The sequence below is a fragment of the Enterobacter huaxiensis genome, assembly GCF_003594935.2.
GTDB lineage: Bacteria > Pseudomonadota > Gammaproteobacteria > Enterobacterales > Enterobacteriaceae > Enterobacter > Enterobacter huaxiensis.
On the sequence record NZ_CP043342.1, the window covers coordinates 2,453,572 to 2,476,012 of the forward strand.

Genomic DNA, 22,441 nt, shown 5'->3' on the forward strand with positions numbered 1-22,441 from the left:
TATTAAAAGCGTAGCTTAAACAGAAGCTTTGTCAGTGAGCGAATATTCTGTTCTTGCCTTCACGCTTGGCGTGGTAAAGAGCGCTATCGGCCGCCTGCAGCCAGTCGGTCACGCTGTCCATATCGCGCGTGGCGCAGGCGATCCCAATACTGAGCGTGCAGTGCACGGCTTCTTGCGCTACCTCTTTCATTACCGCCGTCGCTTCCATAATACGCGTGGCGACAATTTGGGCCTCATCGGCGGTGGTATCCGGAAGTAAAATCACAAACTCATCGCCCCCCAGGCGCGCCGGAGTGTCCGTAGGACGCGTGGCCAGGTGCAGAATCTGCGATACGGTCGCCAGCATCGCGTCGCCCACCTTGTGGCCGAAACGATCGTTCACGTCCTTAAAATTATCGATATCAATGAACATCAGTGCAGATTCACGGCAGGTTTGGCGCAGTTTATTAAGCTCGTGATCGATACGCACCTCCAGCAGGCGGCGGTTGGCGATATCCAGCAAAGGATCCAGCATCGCGATCCGTTCGAGTTCGCGGCTTTTGACGCGGAGCCGCAGCGCAATACTGTCAGTGAGTACGCTCAGGGCAATGACGTAGATCGCGATCAGCGGTAGGGTCGCAAGCATCGTTTGCTGAGTCACAAGCAGATCCACCTCCATCCCCTGCGTCAGCCAGCTCACGAGGAACACGCCCAGCATGGTCAACGCCGCCTTTATCAGCAGCCTGACGCCGCCTGCAGCGAGCCTGTCGGCCAGCAGAATGGTCGCTATCACCACCGAAGGCAGAGGGTTAACCGCCATCATAGCGATCCAAAACCCCCCGGCACCCGCATCGAATACCAGGTTCTGGTGCTCGGCGGCGAGAGGGTCCGGTGATGTTCGTGCGCGCAGCCAGGCGACGGTCGGCCAGATAAAGGCGTTCGCCCCGAGAAGGATCATTAGCCACACTGAACGCTTATGCTCAATTAAAACGGACAGAACGGGAATAAAGCAGAGAAACGTACCGAGTATACGCATCCAGTACATGCGTTTGACAAACCGACTTCCCGGTAAGCGAGGCTTCGTAGTGAGTCTGTCCGTTGCATTCATGCTAAGATTTTTCCGATATGTTTCTTGCGGTATCTTATTGAGCTTAAAAATACGTAGCAAGCAATTTATCCGATAATCATTAACATCAATGCCGCGCCGTCACTGAAATGGTTACGTTTACACCCGTGAGGTATCACCCGGCTGTTCAGAGGGAGGAATATCGCCTGCCATACGCGCACTGGTACGATTTCGCCCTGCTTTTTTCGAGCGATAAAGATAATCGTCAGCTTCGGCCATCAGCCTGTTAAAAACTTCCGTCAACTCCCTCGCTTCCGATTTACCGCTGCCCAGACCGATACTGACCGTCAGGAACAGCTGCTGCTGTCGCCATGCAAACGGATGGCTGGAAATGGATAATCGAATGCGCTCTGCCATTTCCAGGCCAGATTGCGCGTCGCCGGAGTTAACCACAACCGCAAACTCTTCTCCCCCCATGCGTGCCACCAGCCCCTCTTCGCCGACAACCTCCTGAACCTTTTGGGCAAAAGCCGATAACACGCGGTCACCACACTCGTGGCCGTAGTTATCGTTGATGCTCTTGAAGTAATCGATATCAAGCAGCATCACCGTGAGGAAACGCGAGCGTTGATGGGTTTCCTCTTTCTTTAGCGCTTCATACAGGCCAGAGCGAGAGTAAACGTGGGTCAGGAAATCATAATCCGCCCGCAGCGACACCTGTTGAATGAGCGAGTTGATCGCCGCGACGCTTGCGGAGACCATGACCGGGCAGATCGCCATTGTCGCAATCCCAAGGCGCGCGGAGAACATCAACGGGGTAGACAGCGGAGCCGCGACGGCAATGTTAATAATCGAATTGGCGACGAGGACGATTTCCACCGCCCCGGTGACAAACGTCAGCAGGCAGGTTGCAGGCAGCGAATAACGTACCGCGCACCAGATAAGCGCAGGCAGCGGAAATACCAGGCTCCCTGCGCCCCCAATCACCACCGAAGCCATAACGGAAACGACCAGCGCAAGGATCGGCAACAGCTGTTCGGGACGAAATCTGACCCACCGCGTGGGCACTTTTACCGTCAGCATGCAGGGCACTATCAGCACGCCCGTTGAGAACTGCTCGCTGAACCAGTCGGCAAAGAGCGGCCAGAACGTCTGGCTGTCTATCCCGACGGAACCCGCAGCACCCAGCAGCGCGCACAGCACGGCGGCAAACAGACAGTAGTTAAACAAACGCAGGGCATTGATGGGGTCCGGCGTTGCGCGCCTCATACGCTTATCGCGTAGCACCAGCAGCGCAACGGTGCCGATGAAGAGAATATTCGAGGCGTTAATCGCCAGGGAGGCTAACCCCCAGCGGGTCGTCACCGCGTCATACAGCAGCATCGCAACGTACGACACGGCATAATAGCGAACGCGGTTAAGGTAAGCATAGCGGGCGAACACCCCTGCCATTACGCCATTCAGCGGCCAGAAAAGGGATAACGCTTCCACCAGCCGCAGCTGTGCACCCACAAAATAAAACAACGTGGTGAGCAGGAATATCCCCATCGCGTTTCGCAGGGGGCTTTCCGGTCGAAAAAGAGTGAAATCAGACATCGCAGAACGCATTAAAGAGCAATCCCTGTAATGACTTATGGCAACTATTTGCGGTCATCAGCAACCGTGGGGAAAACGTAGCATCCATCTATAGCACATTTATAACGCGATCATCACCCGCCAAATTCAGGCGTTCATTTGCTGCACCAGCCAGTGGTGGATCACGCCGACGATGTAATGCTGTTGCTCAGCGTTCAGCTGAACGCCCTGCGGAATATCATGCCATTTTGCCAGACACCCGCGGCAGCAGGTGGCGGTAGCATGCTGAGCGATAAACACCGGATGGCCGCGCATTGGCGTTTGTTTACCGTCGTTTGCAGGCTGCGCCGGGGCAAGGCGTTTTGCAATAAAATCGGCAGCATGCCTGTCGATAGTTTCAGCGCCCTTCTCCCAGCAGTAGGCACGCTCTTTTTGGCCTAAACGAAAGCGCGAGCGAAAGGTTGACCGCGCCAGGCGGGCAAATAGCGGATCGAATGTCGACATCAGTAAACGGAACGTCCAAGCCGCTGCGTCAGTTGCTCCAGTACCGCCACGCCGGCAAGTGAATTTCCGGTTTCATCCAGCTCCGGGCTCCAGACGGCAATCGCCATCTCATGCGGGACAATCGCTACGACGCCGCCGCCTACGCCTGATTTCGCCGGTAAACCGACGCGCCAGGCAAACTCTCCGGCATTCTGATACATCCCGCTGGTCGCCATTAAGGCATTAATCTGGCGGGCCTGCATGGGCGAAACGACGTCCTGAGCAAGATGCGGCGCGAAGCCCTGATGGGCCAGAAATAAAAACGTCTGCGCCAGCTCAACGCAGCTCATCTTCAGCGCGCAGTAGTGGAAGTAGTTTTGCAGCACGGTGGCAACGTCGTTGTGGAAGTTGCCGAAGGATTTCATCAGCCACGCAATCGCCGCATTCCGCGCGGAGTGTTCAAACTCCGAACGCGCCACAACCGGATCGTAGGCGATATCTGACGTGCCGGAAAGCTGGCGCACAATTTCAAGCATCCGCTGTCGGGGGGCGCTGAGCCGGCTTTGCAGCATATCGCAGACCACCAGCGCACCGGCGTTGATGAACGGGTTACGCGGTTTACCCTGCTCGATTTCTAGCTGAAGGAGCGAGTTGAACGGCTGGCCGGACGGATCCTTACCCACGCGCTGCCAGATCTCATCCTCTTCGTACTGCCGCATCGCCGCCACCAGGCTCAGCACTTTCGAAATCGACTGAATGGAGAAGCGTTCGCTGGCGTCACCGGCCTGAAAGCGCTGTCCGTCTACCGTGCAAATGGCTATGCCCAGCTTGTTACCGCTGACCGAGGCCAGCGCGGGAATATAGTCGGCAACCTTACCCTGTCCCAGTAACGGACGAACCTGCGCCAGAATATCGTCCAGCATTTCATTATGGATGACCGCAGCCACACTTTGCTCCTTGCCCTCAGGCTAAAACGGGCTGCGAGTATACCAGAGGCTTAACCGTCACGTCAGGCCGGGAGGCGAAAACGCGAGACGGCCTGCAGCAAAAGATCCGACTCCTGATGAAGACGCGCGGACGCATCCGACGCGTTGGAGACCAGCACATCCGTCTGACGCGACACCTGGTTCAGCGCCTGAAGCTGACGGGTCATCAGATGAATACTTTCCCCCTGGCTCATCGTGGCGCTGGAGATGTCGTTCAGCAGGCTGCTAAGATTCGCCACCAGCCCGGTCACCTGCTGGAGATTATCCTCCAGGCGGATCACGGCTTTGGAGCCGTCCTCTATCCCCTGAAGAGAGTGATCGATCAGCTCCTGAATGGTCTGCGTCGAATGGCTGCTTTTTCTTGCGAGCAAGCCCACCTCTCTGGCAACGACCGCAAACCCGCGCCCCTGGTTCCCCGCATGCGCGGCTTCAATCGCCGCATTCAGGGCCAGAATATTGGTCTGAAACGCCACGCTGTCGATCATCGCGACGATCCCGCGCATCTCGGAGGATCGGTCGACGATCGTCTGCATTGACGCATTCACCGTCGACATCATGCGATCGCCGCCTGCAGCCGCCTGCCGCGCCTCGTCGGCGCGGGAGCTGGCAAGCTTCGCGTAGCCGGTATTTCCTTCAACGTGCATTTCCAGCGCGGCGATGTGCGCGGTAACATCCTCAAGCTCTTTCACCTGACGCGCTGACTGCTGATACAGCTTTTGATTTCCCTGTGCCAGAGAGCCAATATTTTCGACCATTGAGGCGGTGGCCTCGCTGACCTGCGTAACCAGCTGCTGTAAGCCATTTTGCAGGGTGAACACGCTGTCGCTCAGCTGGCCAATTTCACGGTTAAAGCGTGTGACGTCCGGCGGCGTACCGGACAAATCCCCCGCGGCGAGCCGGTTGATATGCGTGATGACGCGACGAAGCGGCACGATCACCCACTTCGCCATCCCGAACCACACCACAATCGCGATAGCCAACAGCACGACGGGCGCAAGCAGGAACAGCGTTTGCAGACCGGAGAGTTTCCCCATAAGCGCTTCTCGCCCCGCCACGGCCTGCTTTTCACTCCACAGCTGGTGGCGGGCATAGCTATCGTTAAAATCGGTTTGAAAAGCCTGCGCGGGTACGGCGAAGAAGGCGTCAATAGAATGGGTTTTGGTCAGCCCTTCCGCCTGCTCTTTGATGGCACCGTAGAAAAGCTGATAGCTGTTCACCAGCGCCTCGTCTTTCGGCGGCGCAAGCGCCAGCCACGCACTCCAGGCCTGCTGCGAGGTTTCGAGCGCTTTTTGCGCCTCGTCCATCAGGCTATGCCAGCTTCCCTCCGACCCGGTCTCTTTGTCCTGCATAAAATAGACGCCCGAACGGTTAAGCAGGTCGCTCGCGGCCAAGAGGGAAACGCGCGCCAGATCGAGCTTCCCCTGCTGCTGTATGGCCAGCTGATTGTGCTGCTCGTTGCGCTGGGCCTCTTTCAGGGAGGCAGTAAGAAGAAACGAGGAGGAGAGCTGGAGCGCGGAGAAAAGCGCAATAATACAAAAGATGCCGGCGAGCAAACCAAACTGACGAGGGAGTATACGCTGTGCAATACGGCGAGAAATTTGCGTTAGGTTCATTATTTTCTTCTGTAACAGTACGTTAGACGCGAGGGAGTCTACGAAACGAAAATGACAGAACCATGGCAAAAAAATGACAGCGTGCAGGGAGCGCCGGGCGGCGACTCCCTCTTACACGGCAAAAATACTCAGACCCGGTCTTTCCACACCGTCTGCACGTTACAGAACTCGTGCAGGCCAAAGTGGGAAAGCTCACGGCCAAAGCCGCTCTTCTTCACCCCACCAAATGCAACGCGGGGATCGCTGGCGCTGAAGCCATTGATAAACACGCCGCCGCACTCAAGCTCGCGAGAGAAGGTTTCAGCCAGCGCCTCATTCGCGGTAAAGACGGTGGCGGACAAACCAAAATCACTGTCGTTAGCCAGCTCGAGCGCATGGTCTGCATCTTTGGCTACCGTAATGGCGGCCACCGGGCCAAACAGCTCCTGGCGGAACGCGGTCATCTCAGGGGTGACGTTGCCCAGCACGGTGGGCGCATAGTAGTTCCCCTTACCGGCAACTTTCTCCCCGCCAAGCAGCAGCGTCGCACCTTCCGACAGCGTATCCTGCACCTGCTGATGCAGTTCGTCCCGCAGGTCGTAACGCGCCATCGGGCCTACGTAGTTTTCTTCACTATCGGGGGCGCCCATCTTCAGCGCCGCGACTGCCGCCACAAAGCGTTGGGTAAAGGCATCAGCAATACCCTCCTCCACAATAAAGCGCTTAGCCGCTGCGCATACCTGCCCGGTATTCTGATAGCGACCCGCGACCGCCGCTTTCACCGCCAGATCCAGGTCGGCATCGTTCAGGACGATAAACGGATCGGAACCCCCCAGCTCAAGCACGCATTTTTTCAACGCCGCGCCTGCCTGGGCACCAATCGCCGCCCCGGCGCGCACGCTGCCGGTCACGGTAATCGCTGCGATACGGCGATCGTTAATCGCCTGACTGACGCCGTCGTTAGTGGCATTCACCCAGCCAAAGACGCCCTGCGGGAAGCCGGCATCGGTAAAAATGTCAGCAATCAGGCTGGCGGAACCCAGCACGTTAGGCGCGTGCTTAAGCAGGTAGCTGTTCCCCGCCAGCAGGATCGGTACCGCGCCGCGCAGCACCTGCCAGAGCGGGAAGTTCCACGGCATCACCGCCAGAATTGCGCCATACGGACGGTACTCAATGACCGCATTGTGGTTTTCGACCTGAGTGGGTTCAGCCTGCAACATCGCCGGACCGTGTTCGGCATACCAGTCGCACAGGTTAGCGGACTTGGTGACTTCAGCGCGCGCCTGCAGGATCGGCTTGCCCATTTCGCGGGACATCATCTGCGCCATCTCTTCCGCGCGGTTACGCAGCGCTGCACCGAGATCGCGCAGTTTTTGTGCGCGACGGGAGACGCTTTCACCCCGCCACTGGCGATAACCCGCATCGGCCAGAGCAATCGCGCGTTCAACCTCGTCGGCCGTTGCCCACGGACAGGCGGCCAGGGTTTCGCCCGTCGCCGGGTTAACCGAGAGGGCATGTGTAGCAGATGAATAAGTCATGATGTTCTCCACGTCATTAGGGTTGATTCATTGTGGCCCACTCTGCTATTTCTTAAAAATGAATAATACTAACCACCTTGTTCACGAATTGAGAATGCCATGGACTTAACTCAGCTTGAAATGTTCAACGCCGTTGCGCAGACCGGCAGCATCACCCAGGCGGCCCATAAGGTGCATCGCGTTCCGTCAAACCTGACGACCCGCATCCGCCAGCTTGAGGCCGATCTGGGCGTTGAGCTGTTTATTCGCGAGAACCAGCGCTTGCGTCTGTCACCCGCCGGGCATAACTTCCTGCGCTACAGTAAGCAGATCCTGGCGCTGGTTGACGAGGCGCGAATGGTGGTTGCCGGGGATGAGCCGCAGGGGCTGTTTGCGCTCGGCGCGCTGGAGAGTACCGCCGCCGTGCGTATTCCTGAAAGCCTGGCCCGCTTTAACCAGCGCTATCCGCGCATCCAGTTTGCCCTCTCTACCGGCCCCTCGGGGACGATGATCGACGGCGTGCTGGAGGGAACCCTGAGCGCCGCGTTCGTCGACGGGCCGCTATCGCACCCCGAGCTGGAAGGTATGCCTGTCTTTCGGGAGGAGATGATGCTGGTCACGGCGGCAGGCCATTCTCCAGTGACAAAAGCCAAGCAGGTCAGCGGCAGCGACGTGTACGCCTTTCGCGCGAACTGCTCGTACCGTCGTCATCTTGAAAGCTGGTTTCATGCCGACAGGGCCACGCCGGGGCGCATTCACGAAATGGAGTCGTATCACGGGATGCTCGCCTGCGTCATTGCTGGCGCAGGCATCGCGCTGATGCCACGGTCCATGCTGGAAAGCATGCCGGGGCATCATCAGGTTGAAGCCTGGCCGCTGGCCGAAAACTGGCGCTGGCTGACGACATGGCTTGTCTGGCGGCGCGGGGCAATGACCCGCCAGCTCGAAGCGTTTATAGCACTGCTAAACGAACATCAACCGCCAGCGCCTTCTCCATAAACAGGCTCAGCGGATCCTCCGCATACGGGGCAAACGCGGATCGCAGTTCATAACCGCACTGTTCATAGAGGCGCACCGCTGCGTGTTGTTTGATCCCGGTTTCCAGCCGTACGGTATGGCAACTCCGGCTCAGGGCTTCATCTTCGAGGGCGGCCAGCAGCTTCTCCCCGAGATGTTGCCCCCGGTGGGCAGGATCGATATAAACGCGTTTCATCTCCCCCGTCCCGTCACCGTTGAGAACAACGGCGCCACAGCCTACCGCGCTGAGCTGCTGGTCGCGAATGATCATCAGAATCAGTGAGGCATCCGGCAGTTCTGCCAGATCGAGCAAATGATTGCTCTCGGCGGGATACAGTTCGCTCTGATAGCGGTCTAGAGCCGCAATGAGGTTGAGAATATCGGGATGGTGTGCAGATTCAGAGGTAATGGAATACATGGCAGGCTCCTTGTCGTTTTGATGTCAACATAGCGCCCGCCCTGTACGATGGCGTCATAGTATTTATCTATGACGCCGCACGGCTATCGCAGGAAGATTTTCCCTTTAAGATACAGCGTTGCCTGGCCGCCAATCAACACGCGGTCACCCACATGTTCACAGCGTAAATCTCCGCCTCGCAAGGAGACCTGACGGGCGTTCAGCGTCGTTTTACCCAGCTTTTCGCTCCAGTACGGGATCAGCATGCTGTGTGCTGAACCCGTTACCGGATCTTCCGGCACCCCTTCGCCCGGACAGAAGAAGCGGCTGACAAAATCGTACTCTTCGCCCGGCGCCGTCACGCAGACCATTTTATCCAGCGGGATCATCGCTGCAATATCCGGCGTTAAGGCCTCCACCTGCTGCTGGCTTTCAAGCACCACCATGTAATCCCGCCCGACGCGGACCTCTTTCGCAGCATCAATACCCAGCGAGCTAAGCAGCAACGGCGGTGGCGCGTCGACAGCCTCCGTTGACCAGGCCGGAAAATTGAGTGTCAGCCAGTCACCGCTGCGGCTCACCGTGAGATCGCCGACAAAGCGCGTTGAGAACCGTATTTCCGCGTGTGGATAATCAAGGTATTCGAAAATAACGTGGGATGCCGCAAGCGTCGCATGGCCGCACAGGTTAATTTCATCCTGCGTGGTAAACCAGCGTAGCTCGAACCCGCCGTCCGTCCGGACAAAGAAGGCGGTTTCGGACTGGTTATGCTGCTTAGCCATGTTGAGCAGCGTGCGATCCGGTAGCCACGCTTCCAGCGGACACACCGCCGCGGCATTGCCGCCGAAGGTCGCATCGCTGAATGCATCGACCAGATAGAAATCAATTTCCTGCATAGTCTCTTCCTCTGTTGTTATTCATATTGAGCGCAGAAAGACGGTGCCTTTCAAATAGAGTGACGCCTGCCCGCTCATCAGGACGCGGTCCCCTTTTAGCTCACAGCGAACGTCTCCGCCGCGCGCCGATATCTGACGGGCGAGCATCGCCGTTTTGCCCAGCTTCTCGCTCCAGTAGGGAATGAGCATCGTGTGCGACGAGCCGGTGACGGGATCTTCCGGAACGGCAACGCCGGGTGAAAAGAAGCGGCTGACGAAATCATACTTCCCGTCTCCCGGTGCGGTAACGGCCACTTTATGCTCGCCGGGCGTCATGGCGGAAAAATTCGGCGTGACGGCCTCCACCTGCTCACGGTTTTCCAGTTCGATAACCCAGGCGCGCCCTTTATGGGCCGCCGCGTAGCGGCTGATGCCCAGCGCGGTGAGCATTTCCGCTGGAGGCGTGCGTTCCTGCGTTGGGCAGGCCGGGAAATCCAGCGTCATCCAGTCGCCTTCCCGACTAACGGTCAGACGCCCTGAGGCGGTGTCGAAGTGAATACGGGAGTCGGGGTAATCCAGCTCGTTGAACAATACATGCGCCGCGGCAAGCGTGGCGTGACCGCACAGAGTGACCTCAACCAGGGTGGTAAACCAGCGCAGCTCAATTCCGCCTTTGCTGCACACGAAAAACGCGGTTTCGGACTGGTTATGCTGCTGCGCCATCTTCAGAAGCGTTTCATCCGGGAGCCACGCTTTCAGGGGGCATACCGCGGCGGGATTGCCGCCAAAGGAAACATCGCTAAACGCATCTACCAGATAAAAATCAATCTCCTGCATCGTTCTGCCGCCCGCTGTTGCTGTGTTGTCCTTTATATTCATTGAAAACAACGTCGTCCGCTACCGCTGTCATAAGGTAAATTTTGAGATCCAGGTCACATAATGGTTGAGTTTTCGCCATACAACGCTTTAAGATCGTCTCCTCATCTTTTACGCAACGAATCCCAGACATCCCTATGACAACAAACACTGTTTCCCGCAAGGTGGCGTGGCTACGTGTGGTGACGCTCGCCATTGCTGCGTTTATCTTCAATACCACTGAATTTGTGCCCGTTGGGCTGTTGTCTGACATTGCCGGGAGTTTCCAGATGGAGACGGCCCAGGTCGGCATCATGTTGACCATCTATGCATGGGTAGTGGCGCTCATGTCGCTTCCCTTTATGCTGCTAACCAGCCGGATGGAGCGCCGCAAGCTGCTGATTGGCCTGTTCGTGGTCTTTATCCTCAGCCACGTGCTGTCGTTTATGGCGTGGAACTTTACGGTGCTGGTGGTGAGCCGCATCGGTATCGCCTTTGCGCACGCCGTGTTCTGGTCTATTACCGCGTCGCTGGCGATCCGACTTGCTCCGGCGGGTAAGCGCGCCCAGGCGCTGAGCCTGATCGCCACGGGTACCGCGCTGGCAATGGTGTTAGGGCTGCCGATTGGGCGTATCGTCGGGCAGTACTTCGGCTGGCGCACCACCTTCTTTGCTATCGGCATGGGGGCGCTTGTCACGCTGGTTTGCCTGATCAAGCTGCTGCCTAAGCTGCCAAGCGAACATTCCGGCTCGCTGAAAAGCCTGCCGCTGCTCTTTCGCCGTCCGGCGCTGATGAGCATATACCTGCTCACCGTCATTGTGGTGACGGCACACTACACGGCCTACAGCTATATTGAGCCGTTTGTGCAGGTGGTTGCCGGGTTTAGCGCCAACTTCGCGACCGTCCTGCTGCTGGTTCTGGGCGGTGCGGGAATTATCGGCAGCGTTCTCTTTGGCAAGCTGGGCAATCAGCATGCGTCCGTCCTCGTCAGCAGCGCCATCGGCATGTTGTTAGCCTGCCTGCTGCTGCTGATGCCTGCGGCGGGCAGTGAAACACATCTGGCGATCCTCAGTATCTTCTGGGGCGTGGCGATCATGATTATTGGTCTCGGCATGCAGGTAAAAGTGCTGGCGCTGGCACCGGATGCAACGGACGTCGCAATGTCGCTCTTCTCGGGGATATTCAATCTCGGGATTGGCGCGGGCGCGCTGGTAGGAAATCAGGTAATACTGCACGTGTCGATGTCGGCGATTGGCTATCTGGGGGCGATCCCTGCGCTGCTTGCGCTTATCTGGTCCGTGCTTATCTTCCGTAAATGGCCGGTGGCGATGGAAGAACAAGGCCAGCATGGGTAAGGCCCGTATTGCCGGGTGGCGGCTTCGCCTTACCCGGCCTACAAAACCCGAATGCCCGTGCAGGCGACGCGCCGCCGGGCAAAACATCAATGATAGGTCTTAATAATTTCCAGCACGCCGTTAATAATAAACTGCACGCCCATACACACCAGCAGGAAGCCCATCAGGCGGGAAATCGCTTCGATACCGCCCTTGCCCACCCAGCGCATGATCGCACCTGAACTGCGCAGAGATGCCCACACGATAATGCCAATAAGCGCAAAAATGAGCGGCGGCGCAACGGCCAGAACCCAGTCCGGGAAGGTTGAGCTATCGCGCACCGTTGAGGCAGAGCTGATGATCATCGCAATCGTTCCCGGGCCTGCCGTGCTCGGCATCGCTATGGGTACGAAGGCAATGTTCGCGCTGGGCTCCGTTTCCAGCTCCTCGGATTTACTCTTCGCCTCCGGCGATTCATGCGCTTTCTGCGCAGGAAACAGCATGCGGAAACCGATAAAGGCCACAATCAGCCCCCCGGCGATACGCAGGCCGGGAATCGAAATCCCGAAGGTGTTCATGACCACCTGCCCGGCGTAGTAGGCCACCATCATGATGGCAAACACGTAGATGGAGGCCATCATCGACTGCTGATTGCGCTCCGCCGTGTTCATGTTCCCTGCCAGCCCCAGAAAGAGCGCAACCGTCGTTAGCGGGTTCGCTAAGGGCAGCAGCACCACCAGCCCAAGACCAATCGCTTTAATCAAATCCACCATAATGCTTCGCTGTCCTTATCCATAATCATCACCGCAATTATAGGGTGAAACCGGCTGGTTGAGCCATCCACACAACGTAAGGATTATTTTCCGTTCGAAAGGATAACCCTAAGTTATGTTTCTGATTTTAAAGACCCCAAAAAAAGTTCATGAAACGTTTTAGCAATTCGTGGCATCGGCTGATTCATTCAGTTGACTTATACTTGCCTGAGCAATAATATCTGCCGTGACTAAACTACTTGCCAGGGCAACCATTGTGAAAAGCACCAGTGATCTCTTTAACGACATAATTCCACTGGGTCGTCTTATTCATATGGTTAACCAGAAAAAAGATCGCTTGCTCAATGACTACCTGTCGCCGCTGGATATCACCGCAACGCAGTTCAAAGTGCTGTGCTCCATTCGCTGTGAAGCGTGTATCACGCCGGTTGAGCTAAAAAAGGTGCTCTCTGTCGATCTGGGCGCGTTGACCCGCATGCTGGATCGTCTCGTCTGCAAAGGATGGATAGAACGGAGCCCTAACCCGAATGACAAGCGTGGCGTACTGGTGAAGCTCACCCAGGACGGCGCGGCCATGTGCGAGCAATGTCATCAATTAGTAGGACTCACACTGCACCAGGAACTAACAAAAAACTTAACGGCAGACGAAGTGGCAACGCTTGAGCTTTTGCTTAAGAAAATACTGCCGTAAACAGAAAAGAGGTATGACGATGTCCAGACGCAATACTGACGCTATCACCATTCATAGCATTTTGGACTGGATCGAAGATAACCTGGAATCGCCGCTCTCCCTTGAAAAAGTGTCTGAGCGTTCAGGTTACTCAAAATGGCACCTGCAACGGATGTTTAAAAAAGAGACCGGTCATTCATTAGGTCAATATATTCGCAGCCGCAAGCTGACGGAAATTGCCCAAAAACTGAAAGAAAGCAATGAGCCGATCCTTTATCTGGCCGAGCGTTACGGATTTGAATCGCAGCAAACCCTGACGCGTACGTTCAAGAACTATTTTGACGTGCCGCCGCATAAGTATCGAATCACCAGCATGCCGGGTGAATCCCGATATCTCTATCCGTTGAAACACTGTAGTTAACCATCGCCTGTACAGACGTAATTGAGGAAATCATGAAAGTTATCGCCTCCGCCGCCCTCGCCTTGCTGGTGCTGTTTTCCAGCCAGACCTTCGCGGAGCAAACTCCCCGTGCAACGCAGCAAAATAATCGCGAAGCGATGATTTTGCCGTCAGCACATGACCAGTCACCCTATGATTTCAACCATATGGGCGCTGGTAGCGACAAATCCGACGAATTAGGCGTGCCGTATTACAACCACGACCTCTGATTCGTTTTGCCCCGCCGATGCGGGGCTTTTTTTTGATCTATCCCCGCACCCGCGTCGCCCGGCGTAAACGAAAGCCAAACACGTTGATGTACAGCCCGGCCATAATAAGCACTGCGCCCAGAAGCTGTAGCGCGCTCAGTTTCTCATCCAGCAGAATGGCCGCACTGGCAAGGCCAACCACCGGCACCAGCAGCGACAGCGGCGCTACGCGCCAGGTTTCATACCGCCCCAGCAGCGAGCCCCAGATCCCGTAGCCCACAATGGTGGCGACAAACGCCAGGTAGATAAGCGACAAAATGGTAGTAAGGTCGATGTTTATCAGGCTGTTCAGCATGGCGTCCGATCCGTCCAGGATAAACGACGCGACCATAAACGGTACAATCGGAATTAATGCGCTCCAGACCACCAGCGACATCACCGGCGGGCGCGTCTCGTGCTGCATGATGAGCTTGTTGAAGATATTCCCGCAGGCCCAGCTCAGCCCCGCCGCCAGGGTTAGCATAAAGCCCAGCAGCGCAACGTGCTGTCCGTTCAGGCTGGCCTCAATCAGCACCAGAACACCAAATACCGCCAGGGTGATCCCCGCCAGCTGTTTGCCCTGCAGGCGCTCGCCGAACACGAACGCCCCCAGAATGATGGTAAAGAACGCCTGCGCCTGCAGCACCAGAGAAGCAAGGCCGGCAGGCATGCCGAACTTGATGGCGCAGAACAGAAAAGCAAACTGACCAAAGCTGATGGTCAGGCCATAGCCCAACAGCAGTTTCAGCGGGATTTTCGGGCGGGCAACAAAGAACAGCGCCGGGAAGGCCACCAGCATGAAGCGCAAACCGGCCAGCATCAGCGGAGGCATGTTGTGTAAACCGACCTTAATGACCACAAAATTCAGCCCCCATACCACCACCACCAGCAACGCCAGCAGCCCGTCTTTACGCGTCATATTCTGCCCCTGAATTATTAAATTTTTGTAAACACTTCAAGGTAACAGAAAAAATAGCGTCGCGAATAGATCATTAATATTGGCAGTCAGGCGAAGCACTTAGGGATAAATTAGGCGCTATACAAGCCCCTTATGGCGTGGTAATCCTGTTAGAACACAACAAAAAAAGCATAAGCATTTGTCGGACAGGTATATGAAAGCATCTCTCAGGCGCTCAACCGCAGCGCTGCTGGCATCGTCATTGTTATTAACAATTGGTCGCGGGGCTACGCTGCCGTTCATGACCATTTACCTTACGCGCGTTTACGGCATGAGCGTGGAGAACATTGGCTATGCTCTGACCGTGGCGCTGACCATTGGCGTGGTGTTTAGCCTGGGATTTGGCATTCTGGCCGACAGGTTTGATAAGAAACGCTACATGCTTATCGCCATCATGGCGTTCATTGCCGGCTTTGTGGCGATCCCGCTGGTGAATAACGTCACGCTGGTGGTGCTGTTTTTTGCGCTCATCAACTGCGCCTATTCCGTCTTCTCCACGGTGCTGAAGGCCTGGTTCGCGGATGTGCTGACCTCCAGCGAAAAGGCCCGCGTTTTCTCGCTGAACTATAGCTTTCTGAACATTGGCTGGACGATCGGCCCCCCGATAGGCACCCTGCTGGTGATGTACAGCCTGCAGCTGCCGTTCTGGCTGGCGGCCTTCTGCGCCGCGCTTCCGCTGGGATTTATCCATTTCTTTGTGCAGAAAAGCATTGCCTTAGATACCGTTGAGGAAAAGACCCCGTGGCAGCCTTCCGTGCTGCTCAAGGACCGCGCGCTGTTCTGGTATACGCTGTCAGGCCTGCTGGCGTCGTACGTTGGCGGCTCTTTCGCGACCTGCATTTCCCAGTACGTGCTCGCCGCGCATGCAGACAGCGATTTCGCCGAAAAAGTGGTGGCCGTCGTGCTGCCCGTCAACGCCGCGGTCGTGGTGACGCTGCAGTACGCCCTCGGGCGCAGGATATCCGCCGCCAATATCCGTCCGCTGATGACGGTCGCGACGCTGTTCTTCATCATCGGGCTAGGCGGCTTTATGTTCTCTGGCGAAAACCTGGTTTACTGGGGCATCGCCGCGGCAGTCTTTACCCTCGGTGAGATTATTTATGCCCCGGGGGAATATATGTTGATCGACAACATCGCCCCGCCGGGAATGAAGGCAAGCTACTTCTCAGCGCAGGCGCTGGGCTGGCTGGGCGCGGCGGCCAACCCGATGATTACCGGGGTCATCCTGACTCATCTTCCGCACTGGTCGCTGTTTGTCATTATGATGGTCGCCATTGTGATTGCATGGCTGATGATTTTGCGCGGAATGCGCGTGAAAAGTGGGGTTAGCGTGTCGGGTGGCGCTGCGCTTACCCGACCTACAAAACTCTAATCGTAGGCCGGGTAAGGCGTAGCCGCCACCCGGCAAAAGCAGCAGCTAGTGGTGCAGCATCTCCTCAACAACCTGCTCTTTATACATCTCATTCGGATAATAGGTCGGCCAGTTATCCATCTCTTTCAGCAGCGCCTCATGAGAGGTGTTGCCCATAAAAATATGGAAATGCGCGGAGGCTTTTGGCGCGATGGTATGGTCGCTGAACTGAACGAACTTCGGTGCCTTGCTGGTGGCGTCCTTACACTCGAACAGGTAGCGAACGCCTTTTTTGCCTGAGGCATAGGTCAGGATTTTGTAGCCGCTGTAGTCGTAACGGCAGCTGCTTACCGCTTTCCCCTGATGGAATTCCATCACGTTATTTTCTATACCGATGGCGTCCACGTCCGTGGCATAGCCGGTGCGGTAATAGGCTTTCACGGCCTCAACGGACTTGTGGTCCTTCTCCGCTTTCTTCTTAAACACCGGATCGAGTGAACCATCCAACAGGAACGGATAGACCGATTGCCAGGTGCCGTCCCAGTCAGAGAGCGATCTGTCCTTGACGTCTTTATCCTCAAACACGCCGTTCGCCGCCTTCTGCTCCGCCTCGGTCATCTGGTGTCCGTGCGAGTGGGCAAACAGCTGGCCGCTGACCAGCAGCGCCCCCAGAGTCATTGCAAATTTCCCAATATGTGCAGCCAAAACAAAACCCTCACTCCGTTTTATAAGAGTGAGAATGTTATAATATAACATTTCAGATCGCAACCAATCCGCGCACCCCGTCCTGCTCCATGTTTTCACCGCGTCCGCGCTGAACGATAGCGCCGCGCGACATCAGCAGATAGCTGTCCGCCAGTTCGGCCGCAAAGTCATAAAACTGTTCAACGAGCAGAATAGCCATATCGCCCCGGTCCGCCAGCGTGCGGATCACCTGGCCTATCTCTTTGATCACCGAGGGTTGAATACCTTCCGTTGGTTCATCGAGGATCAGCAGCTGCGGGCGGCTGGCCAGCGCGCGCCCTATCGCCAGCTGCTGCTGTTGGCCGCCGGAGAGATCGCCGCCGCGACGGTGCTTCATCTCTTTTAGGACCGGAAACAGCTGCCAGATCTCCTCGGGTACGCCCTTCGCCTCTCGCGCCGGGAACCGGGACAGCCCCAGCAGCACGTTCTCTTCTACCGTTAAACGCGGGAATATTTCACGCCCCTGCGGCACATACGCCACGCCGGACTGCACCCGCTGGTGCGGCTTGCTGTGGGTGATTTTTTTGCCCTGCCATATCACCTCGCCCGTTTTCGCCGGGATCAGCCCCATCAGGCACTTCAGCAGGGTGGTTTTACCCACGCCGTTACGCCCCAGTAAACAGGTGACTTCACCGGCAACGGCGTCAAAGCTCACGCCGCGCAGAATGTGGCTTCCGCCGTAGTACTGATTCAGTTCGTTAACCTGCAACATCACGGCTCCTTAACGTCCAAGATAGACCTCAATCACCTGCTCGTTAGCCTGCACCTCGCGAAGCGATCCCTCCGCCAGCACGCGCCCCTGGTGCAGCACCGTGACGCGATCGGCGATGGTTTCGACAAAGCCCATGTCGTGCTCCACCACCATCAGCGAATGCTTGCCCGCCAGCGTTCTGAACAGCTCTGCGGTGTATTCAGTTTCCGCATCGGTCATTCCCGCCGCGGGTTCATCCAGCAGCAAGAGGTGCGGGTCCTGCACCAGCAGCATGCCGATCTCCAGAAACTGCTTCTGCCCGTGCGAAAGCAGCCCGGCACGACGATCCCGCTCTGCGCTCAGGCGCAGCAGAACCAGCATTTCATCGATGCGGTCCGCTTGCTCACCGCTGAGCGTTGCCCGCAGGCTTGCCCAGACGGACCTGTCGTTCTTCATCGCAATTTCAAGATTTTCCCACACGGTCAATGCTTCAAAGACCGTCGGTTTCTGAAATTTCCGCCCGATACCCCGTCGCGCAATGGCGGCAGGCTCGAGGACGGTCAGGTCGATAGACTGATCGTATAGGGCCTTCCCGCTTTTCGGCCGCGTTTTGCCGGTGATAACGTCCATCAGCGTGGTCTTGCCCGCGCCGTTGGGACCGATGACGCAGCGCAGCTCGCCCACGCCAATATTCAGCGAGAGGTCGGTCAGCGCCTGAAAGCCGTCAAAGTTCACGTTGACCGCCTCCAGCTGCAGAACCGGGTCGGTCCTGTCGCGGTAGCGATCGCCGGGCAGCTGGCGGGTAAATAATCCTTCTGAGGGCTGCATTATTTGTCTCCCTTACGAAACAGGCCGTAGACGCCCCGCGGCAAAAACAGCGTGACGGCGATAAAAATCAAGCCCAGGAACAGCTGCCAGTATTCCGGCATGGACACGGTGAAGACGCTTTTCGCGCCGTTTACCAGCGCCGCGCCAATGACCGGACCAACCAGCGTTCCGCGGCCTCCCAGCGCCACCCAGATTGCCGCCTCGATGGAGTTCGTCGGCGACATTTCACCCGGGTTGATAATGCCCACCTGCGGAACATACAGCGCCCCTGCCAGGCCGCAGAGCACGGCTGAAAGCGTCCACACCAGCAGCTTGAATCCGCGGGGATCGTAACCACAAAACGTCAGCCGGTTTTCCGCATCCCGCACCGCCGTCAGAATGCGGCCAAACTTACTCTTTGCCAGCGCATAGCCAATGCCTAACGCCAGAAGCAGCAGCATCACGGTCGCGAGAAAAAGCGCAATCCGCGTCGTCGTCGCCGTCACCGAAAATCCGAGCAGCGTGGTAAAGCCGGTAAAGCCGTTATTGCCACCAAAGCCGGTTTCATTGCGAAAGAACAGGAGCATCCCCGCGTAGGTCATCGCCTGAGTCATGATCGAGAAGTAGACCCCTTTGATTTTTGAGCGGAAGGCAAACCAGCCAAACGCCAGGCCAAGCAGGCCGGGGACCGTGACGATGAGCACCAGCGCCCAGGCAAAATGCTGGGTGCCCCACCAGAACCAGGGCAGTTCACTCCACGAGAGAAAGGACATAAACGCGGGCAGCCCTTCGCCCGCGGCCTGGCGCATCAGATACATGCCCATCGCATAGCCGCCCAGCGCGAAGAAAATGCCGTGCCCCAGGGACAGCATGCCGGCGTATCCCCACACCAGATCCAGCGCCACCGCCACGATGGCATAGCAGAGGATCTTGCCGATAAGCGTTAGCATCCAGGTCGACAGCGCCAGCGGATGGGTTGCGGGCAGCAGGGCCAGAAAAGGCAGTATCAGCAGTAACGCCATCAGCAGGCCGCCGATAACCTGCGCGGTGCGCGGCGCTTTACGCGCCAGCGTTAAGGTCAGTGGCTGGCTCATCAGTCCGTCACCCTCCCTTTCAGTGCAAAGAGCCCCTGCGGTCGCTTCTGAATAAACAGAACGATCGCGACCAGAATCACAATTTTCCCCAGAACCGCGCCCATCTGCGGCTCAAGGATTTTGTTGAAAATCCCCAGGCCAAACGCCGCCGCCACGCTACCGGCAAGCTGACCGACGCCGCCAAGTACGACCACCAGGAATGAATCGATGATGTAGCCCTGGCCCAGCTCCGGCCCGACGTTGCCAAGCTGTGACAATGCCACCCCGCCCAGACCGGCAATGCCGGAACCCAGGCCAAAGGCCAGCATGTCGACGCGTCCGGTCGGCACGCCGCAGCAGGCCGCCATGCTGCGGTTTTGCGTCACGGCGCGCACGTTAAGGCCCAGACGCGTTTTATTCAGAATGAGCCAGGTAAAGAACAGCACCAGCAGGACAAAACCCAGCACCACAATGCGGTTCCAGGGCAGCGTCAGGTTGGCAAACACCTGCACGCCGCCGGAAAGCCAGGCCGGGTTTGCTACCTCCAGGTTTTGCGCGCCGAAGGTCATGCGCACCAGCTGGATAAGCATCAGGCTGATCCCCCAGGTTGCCAGCAGCGTTTCCAGCGGACGACCGTAGAGGTGGCGGATCACCGTGCGTTCGAGCACCATGCCGATACCCGCCGTGAGGCAAAACGCGACGGGCAGCGCCACGACGGGATAGAGCCCCAGCCACTGCGGCGTGAATTGCCCCATCGCCTGCTGAACCATCCAGGTCGCATAGGCGCCCAGCATCAGCATTTCGCCGTGCGCCATGTTGATGACCCCCAACAAGCCATAGGTGATCGCCAGCCCGAGCGCGGCCAGCAACAGCACCGAGCCCAGAGAGAGCCCCATGAAGGCTTGCCCGAGCAGATCGCCCCACATCAGACGATGCTTGATGTGGTTAAGGCTCTCCTCAGCGGCAGCGCGAACGCGGGCGTCAGGTTCGTTTTGCGTCTGCGTGAACGGCGCAAGTTTTGACTGAACGTCCGGATCGTCAGACTGGCCCAGCAGCTCGACGGCGTGCAGACGCGCCTCCGCCTGCGGGCTCGCCAGCTGAAGGTTGGCCAGCGCCATCATCAGCGCATCGCGTACGACGGCATCGGTTTCGACGTCCACGCGTTTTTGCAGGAAACCGAGCATCTCTGGCTGCGCATCACGCTGCAGCTGGCGGGCAGCATCCCGCCGATTCGTGACGTTGTCACCTGTGAGCTGGTGCGTTGCCAGCGCCGTGGCGGCTAAGACGCGCAGGCGGTTGGTCAGGCGAACCGCTTTGGTTTGCCCTTCTGCCGCCGCTGACTCACCCAGCGCGACCGTTTCACCGTTGCTGCGCGTAAAGGCATGCTTTTGGCCGTCGATATACAGATTCTCTTTTTGCAGCGCCTCAAGCAGCGGCAAACGCTGCGGCGACGGCGCGGCGGCCCACTGCTCAAGCAGCGCGGCCTGCTGGCCGCGCGTGGCGACAACAAACTCATCGGCATCCGATGCCTGCGCCATCCCTGGCAGCAGTCCGGTAAGCCATACAAAAGCGATGAACATGCGCATGGCGTTCATGACGTTCTCCCTGGGGTAAGGCCTAGTTGCTGGCGGTTTTCATTGGCTGGTCGGGCTTTTTGTCATTCCCGGCGATAAACGGGCTCCATGGCTGCGCGCGCACCGGTGCATCCGTCTGCCAGACGACGTTAAACTGGCCGTTACCCTCAATTTCACCAATCATGACCGGCTTATGCAGATGATGGTTGGTGGCATCCATGGTGAGCGTAAAGCCCGACGGCGCCTTAAAGGATTGACCCGCCATGGCCGCGCGCACTTTATCCACATCGGTTGTTCCGGCTTTTTCGACCGCCTGCGCCCACATATGAATACCCACATACGTCGCTTCCATTGGATCGTTGGTTACCACAGAATCCGCATTCGGCAGCTTATGGGCTTTGGCATAGGCTTTGTAATCGGCCACGAAGGTCTGGTTGGTAGGATTATCGACGGACTCAAAGTAGTTCCATGCCGCCAGGTTACCCACCAGAGGTTTAGTGTCGATGCCGCGCAGTTCTTCTTCTCCCACAGAGAACGCCACGACCGGCACGTCGGTCGCTTTCAGCCCCTGGTTAGCCAGCTCTTTATAGAACGGCACGTTGGAGTCCCCGTTAATGGTGGAAACCACCGCCGTTTTGCCTCCCGCGGAGAATTTTTTAATGCTGGAGACGATGGTCTGGTAATCGCTATGGCCGAACGGGGTGTAAACCTCTTCAATGTCTTTATCTTCAACGCCCTTCGAATGCAGGAAGGCGCGGAGGATTTTATTGGTCGTGCGCGGATAGACGTAGTCCGTACCCAGCAGGAAGAAACGTTTGGCGCTGCCGCCGTCCTCACTCATCAGGTATTCCACCGCCGGGATCGCCTGCTGGTTAGGCGCCGCACCGGTATAGAAGACGTTAGGCGACATCTCCTCGCCCTCGTACTGCACCGGGTAGAACAGCAGGCCGTTCAGCTCTTCAAAGACCGGCAGAACGGATTTGCGTGAAACTGAGGTCCAGCAGCCAAATACGACGGCCACCTTGTCCTGGCTCAAAAGCTGTCGGGCCTTTTCCGCAAACAGCGGCCAGTTAGAAGCCGGATCCACCACCACGGGTTCCAGTTTTTTACCCAGCACTCCGCCCCTGGCGTTGATTTCATCAATCGTCATCAGGGCCACGTCTTTCAGGGGCGTTTCAGAGATCGCCATCGTGCCGGAGAGCGAGTGCATGATCCCGACTTTGATCGTATCTGCGGCCTGCACGCCAAAACTCATCCCCATCGCAACAACAGAGGCGGATAAGGCAAAGGCTTTAATTAAGGTACGACGGTGCATATTTTCACTCCTGAAAAAGAAAGCTGTGCGAAAGCGTCCGATACCGCAGAACGCAGAAAATAGAGACGTCAGCTTAACGAGAGCAAAAAGGATGCCAGGATGAGGGGGACGGATTTACAAGG

The 22,441-nt window shown here is 57.3% G+C and carries 23 protein-coding genes; 6 read left to right on the plus strand and 17 right to left on the minus strand.

The window, feature by feature from the left end; all coding sequences use genetic code 11:
• Positions 1-31: 31 nt before the first annotated feature.
• From D5067_RS11765 to sad, 6 genes are all read right to left on the minus strand, one after another.
• Positions 32-1,024, minus strand: coding sequence for a sensor domain-containing diguanylate cyclase (locus tag D5067_RS11765; protein WP_119936685.1), 993 nt, complete (start codon positions 1,022-1,024; stop codon positions 32-34).
• A 180-nt stretch (positions 1,025-1,204) separates the two neighbouring features.
• Positions 1,205-2,653, minus strand: a complete 1,449-nt coding sequence (locus D5067_RS11770; RefSeq protein WP_119936686.1) for a GGDEF domain-containing protein — start codon at positions 2,651-2,653, stop codon at positions 1,205-1,207.
• A 114-nt stretch (positions 2,654-2,767) separates the two neighbouring features.
• On the minus strand, positions 2,768-3,124 hold the full coding sequence (locus tag D5067_RS11775) for a DUF4186 domain-containing protein (RefSeq protein WP_119936687.1): 357 nt from the start codon (positions 3,122-3,124) through the stop codon (positions 2,768-2,770).
• The gene (glsB, locus tag D5067_RS11780; protein WP_374208613.1) at positions 3,124-4,026 is read right to left on the minus strand and encodes a glutaminase B; all 903 of its coding nucleotides are present in this window, start codon (positions 4,024-4,026) and stop codon (positions 3,124-3,126) included. The genes D5067_RS11775 and glsB overlap by 1 nt, the downstream gene beginning before the upstream one ends.
• Before the next feature lie 86 nt (positions 4,027-4,112).
• The gene (locus D5067_RS11785; RefSeq protein WP_119936689.1) at positions 4,113-5,702 is read right to left on the minus strand and encodes a methyl-accepting chemotaxis protein; all 1,590 of its coding nucleotides are present in this window, start codon (positions 5,700-5,702) and stop codon (positions 4,113-4,115) included.
• 128 nt (positions 5,703-5,830) lie between these two features.
• Positions 5,831-7,219 (minus strand): succinate-semialdehyde dehydrogenase, encoded by a 1,389-nt coding sequence (sad, locus tag D5067_RS11790; protein WP_119936690.1) that lies wholly within the window; start codon positions 7,217-7,219, stop codon positions 5,831-5,833.
• 99 nt (positions 7,220-7,318) lie between these two features.
• On the opposite strand from sad, the gene ptrR reads away from it, so the two are divergent.
• Positions 7,319-8,197: a putrescine utilization regulator PtrR gene (ptrR, locus tag D5067_RS11795; RefSeq protein ID WP_119936691.1), complete on the plus strand. Its 879-nt coding sequence runs from the start codon at positions 7,319-7,321 to the stop codon at positions 8,195-8,197.
• Here ptrR and D5067_RS11800 read toward each other — a convergent pair.
• The 3 genes from D5067_RS11800 to D5067_RS11810 form a co-directional block, all read right to left on the minus strand.
• Positions 8,151-8,633, minus strand: coding sequence for a GNAT family N-acetyltransferase (locus D5067_RS11800; RefSeq protein WP_119936692.1), 483 nt, complete (start codon positions 8,631-8,633; stop codon positions 8,151-8,153). The two genes, ptrR and D5067_RS11800, sit on opposite strands and share 47 nt — an antisense overlap.
• 83 nt (positions 8,634-8,716) lie before the next feature.
• Positions 8,717-9,508 (minus strand): PhzF family phenazine biosynthesis protein, encoded by a 792-nt coding sequence (locus D5067_RS11805; protein ID WP_119936693.1) that lies wholly within the window; start codon positions 9,506-9,508, stop codon positions 8,717-8,719.
• Positions 9,509-9,529: 21 nt separating this feature from the next.
• A complete protein-coding gene (locus D5067_RS11810; RefSeq protein WP_119936694.1) occupies positions 9,530-10,324 on the minus strand; it encodes a PhzF family phenazine biosynthesis protein in 795 nt (264 codons plus the stop codon).
• A gap of 176 nt (positions 10,325-10,500) precedes the next feature.
• Here D5067_RS11810 and D5067_RS11815 point away from each other — a divergent pair, with 176 nt between their 5' ends.
• Positions 10,501-11,697, plus strand: coding sequence for a sugar transporter (locus D5067_RS11815; protein ID WP_119936695.1), 1,197 nt, complete (start codon positions 10,501-10,503; stop codon positions 11,695-11,697).
• Between the two features lie 86 nt (positions 11,698-11,783).
• Here D5067_RS11815 and D5067_RS11820 read toward each other — a convergent pair whose 3' ends face one another.
• Positions 11,784-12,449, minus strand: coding sequence for a MarC family NAAT transporter (locus D5067_RS11820; RefSeq protein WP_119936696.1), 666 nt, complete (start codon positions 12,447-12,449; stop codon positions 11,784-11,786).
• Between the two features lie 256 nt (positions 12,450-12,705).
• Here D5067_RS11820 and marR point away from each other — a divergent pair, with 256 nt between their 5' ends.
• The 3 genes from marR to marB are packed head-to-tail and all read left to right on the plus strand — an operon-like array spanning position 12,706 to position 13,788.
• A complete protein-coding gene (gene marR / locus D5067_RS11825; protein WP_119936697.1) occupies positions 12,706-13,140 on the plus strand; it encodes a multiple antibiotic resistance transcriptional regulator MarR in 435 nt (144 codons plus the stop codon).
• A 19-nt stretch (positions 13,141-13,159) separates the two neighbouring features.
• On the plus strand, positions 13,160-13,540 hold the full coding sequence (gene marA, locus D5067_RS11830) for an MDR efflux pump AcrAB transcriptional activator MarA (protein ID WP_001303241.1): 381 nt from the start codon (positions 13,160-13,162) through the stop codon (positions 13,538-13,540).
• Positions 13,541-13,572: 32 nt separating this feature from the next.
• A complete protein-coding gene (gene marB / locus D5067_RS11835) occupies positions 13,573-13,788 on the plus strand; it encodes a multiple antibiotic resistance protein MarB (RefSeq protein WP_119936698.1) in 216 nt (71 codons plus the stop codon).
• A 37-nt stretch (positions 13,789-13,825) separates the two neighbouring features.
• Here the strand turns inward: marB and eamA are convergent, their stop codons facing one another.
• Entirely contained in the window at positions 13,826-14,725 is a 900-nt protein-coding gene (gene eamA / locus D5067_RS11840) for an O-acetylserine/cysteine exporter (RefSeq protein WP_119936699.1), read from the minus strand.
• Positions 14,726-14,918: 193 nt separating this feature from the next.
• On the opposite strand from eamA, the gene ydeE reads away from it, so the two are divergent.
• Complete coding sequence (ydeE, locus tag D5067_RS11845; RefSeq protein ID WP_235843291.1) at positions 14,919-16,136, plus strand: efflux MFS transporter YdeE; 1,218 nt, start codon at positions 14,919-14,921, stop codon at positions 16,134-16,136.
• Positions 16,137-16,181: 45 nt separating this feature from the next.
• On the opposite strand, the gene zinT is transcribed toward ydeE, so the two are convergent.
• The 6 genes from zinT to urtA are packed head-to-tail and all read right to left on the minus strand — an operon-like array spanning position 16,182 to position 22,319.
• Positions 16,182-16,820 carry a metal-binding protein ZinT gene (zinT, locus tag D5067_RS11850; RefSeq protein ID WP_119936748.1) on the minus strand — a complete coding sequence of 213 codons (639 nt, stop codon included), beginning with the start codon at positions 16,818-16,820 and terminating at the stop codon, positions 16,182-16,184.
• 52 nt (positions 16,821-16,872) lie between these two features.
• Entirely contained in the window at positions 16,873-17,571 is a 699-nt protein-coding gene (urtE, locus tag D5067_RS11855; protein WP_119936701.1) for an urea ABC transporter ATP-binding subunit UrtE, read from the minus strand.
• Positions 17,572-17,580: 9 nt separating this feature from the next.
• The gene (gene urtD, locus D5067_RS11860) at positions 17,581-18,378 is read right to left on the minus strand and encodes an urea ABC transporter ATP-binding protein UrtD (protein ID WP_119936702.1); all 798 of its coding nucleotides are present in this window, start codon (positions 18,376-18,378) and stop codon (positions 17,581-17,583) included.
• Positions 18,378-19,451, minus strand: a complete 1,074-nt coding sequence (gene urtC / locus D5067_RS11865; RefSeq protein WP_119936703.1) for an urea ABC transporter permease subunit UrtC — start codon at positions 19,449-19,451, stop codon at positions 18,378-18,380. Before urtC ends, urtD begins: the two co-directional genes overlap by 1 nt.
• Entirely contained in the window at positions 19,451-21,025 is a 1,575-nt protein-coding gene (gene urtB, locus D5067_RS11870) for an urea ABC transporter permease subunit UrtB (RefSeq protein WP_119936704.1), read from the minus strand. Before urtB ends, urtC begins: the two co-directional genes overlap by 1 nt.
• Positions 21,026-21,047: 22 nt before the next feature.
• On the minus strand, positions 21,048-22,319 hold the full coding sequence (gene urtA, locus D5067_RS11875) for an urea ABC transporter substrate-binding protein (protein ID WP_119936705.1): 1,272 nt from the start codon (positions 22,317-22,319) through the stop codon (positions 21,048-21,050).
• Between the last annotated feature and the right edge of the window lie 122 nt (positions 22,320-22,441).

Excerpts from the sequence above, each read along its gene's own strand:
- D5067_RS11765 (WP_119936685.1), bottom strand. The coding sequence starts at position 1,024 with ATGTACTGGATGCGTATACTCGGTACGTTTCTCTGCTTTATTCCCGTT.
- D5067_RS11770 (WP_119936686.1), bottom strand. The coding sequence starts at position 2,653 with ATGCGTTCTGCGATGTCTGATTTCACTCTTTTTCGACCGGAAAGCCCC.
- D5067_RS11775 (WP_119936687.1), bottom strand. The coding sequence starts at position 3,124 with ATGTCGACATTCGATCCGCTATTTGCCCGCCTGGCGCGGTCAACCTTT.
- glsB (WP_374208613.1), bottom strand. The coding sequence starts at position 4,026 with ATGCTGGACGATATTCTGGCGCAGGTTCGTCCGTTACTGGGACAGGGT.
- D5067_RS11785 (WP_119936689.1), bottom strand. The coding sequence starts at position 5,702 with ATGAACCTAACGCAAATTTCTCGCCGTATTGCACAGCGTATACTCCCT.
- sad (WP_119936690.1), bottom strand. The coding sequence starts at position 7,219 with ATGACTTATTCATCTGCTACACATGCCCTCTCGGTTAACCCGGCGACG.
- ptrR (WP_119936691.1), top strand. The coding sequence starts at position 7,319 with ATGGACTTAACTCAGCTTGAAATGTTCAACGCCGTTGCGCAGACCGGC.
- D5067_RS11800 (WP_119936692.1), bottom strand. The coding sequence starts at position 8,633 with ATGTATTCCATTACCTCTGAATCTGCACACCATCCCGATATTCTCAAC.
- D5067_RS11805 (WP_119936693.1), bottom strand. The coding sequence starts at position 9,508 with ATGCAGGAAATTGATTTCTATCTGGTCGATGCATTCAGCGATGCGACC.
- D5067_RS11810 (WP_119936694.1), bottom strand. The coding sequence starts at position 10,324 with ATGCAGGAGATTGATTTTTATCTGGTAGATGCGTTTAGCGATGTTTCC.
- D5067_RS11815 (WP_119936695.1), top strand. The coding sequence starts at position 10,501 with ATGACAACAAACACTGTTTCCCGCAAGGTGGCGTGGCTACGTGTGGTG.
- D5067_RS11820 (WP_119936696.1), bottom strand. The coding sequence starts at position 12,449 with ATGGTGGATTTGATTAAAGCGATTGGTCTTGGGCTGGTGGTGCTGCTG.
- marA (WP_001303241.1), top strand. The coding sequence starts at position 13,160 with ATGTCCAGACGCAATACTGACGCTATCACCATTCATAGCATTTTGGAC.
- marB (WP_119936698.1), top strand. The coding sequence starts at position 13,573 with ATGAAAGTTATCGCCTCCGCCGCCCTCGCCTTGCTGGTGCTGTTTTCC.
- eamA (WP_119936699.1), bottom strand. The coding sequence starts at position 14,725 with ATGACGCGTAAAGACGGGCTGCTGGCGTTGCTGGTGGTGGTGGTATGG.
- ydeE (WP_235843291.1), top strand. The coding sequence starts at position 14,919 with ATGAAAGCATCTCTCAGGCGCTCAACCGCAGCGCTGCTGGCATCGTCA.
- urtE (WP_119936701.1), bottom strand. The coding sequence starts at position 17,571 with ATGTTGCAGGTTAACGAACTGAATCAGTACTACGGCGGAAGCCACATT.
- urtD (WP_119936702.1), bottom strand. The coding sequence starts at position 18,378 with ATGCAGCCCTCAGAAGGATTATTTACCCGCCAGCTGCCCGGCGATCGC.
- urtC (WP_119936703.1), bottom strand. The coding sequence starts at position 19,451 with ATGAGCCAGCCACTGACCTTAACGCTGGCGCGTAAAGCGCCGCGCACC.
- urtB (WP_119936704.1), bottom strand. The coding sequence starts at position 21,025 with ATGAACGCCATGCGCATGTTCATCGCTTTTGTATGGCTTACCGGACTG.
- urtA (WP_119936705.1), bottom strand. The coding sequence starts at position 22,319 with ATGCACCGTCGTACCTTAATTAAAGCCTTTGCCTTATCCGCCTCTGTT.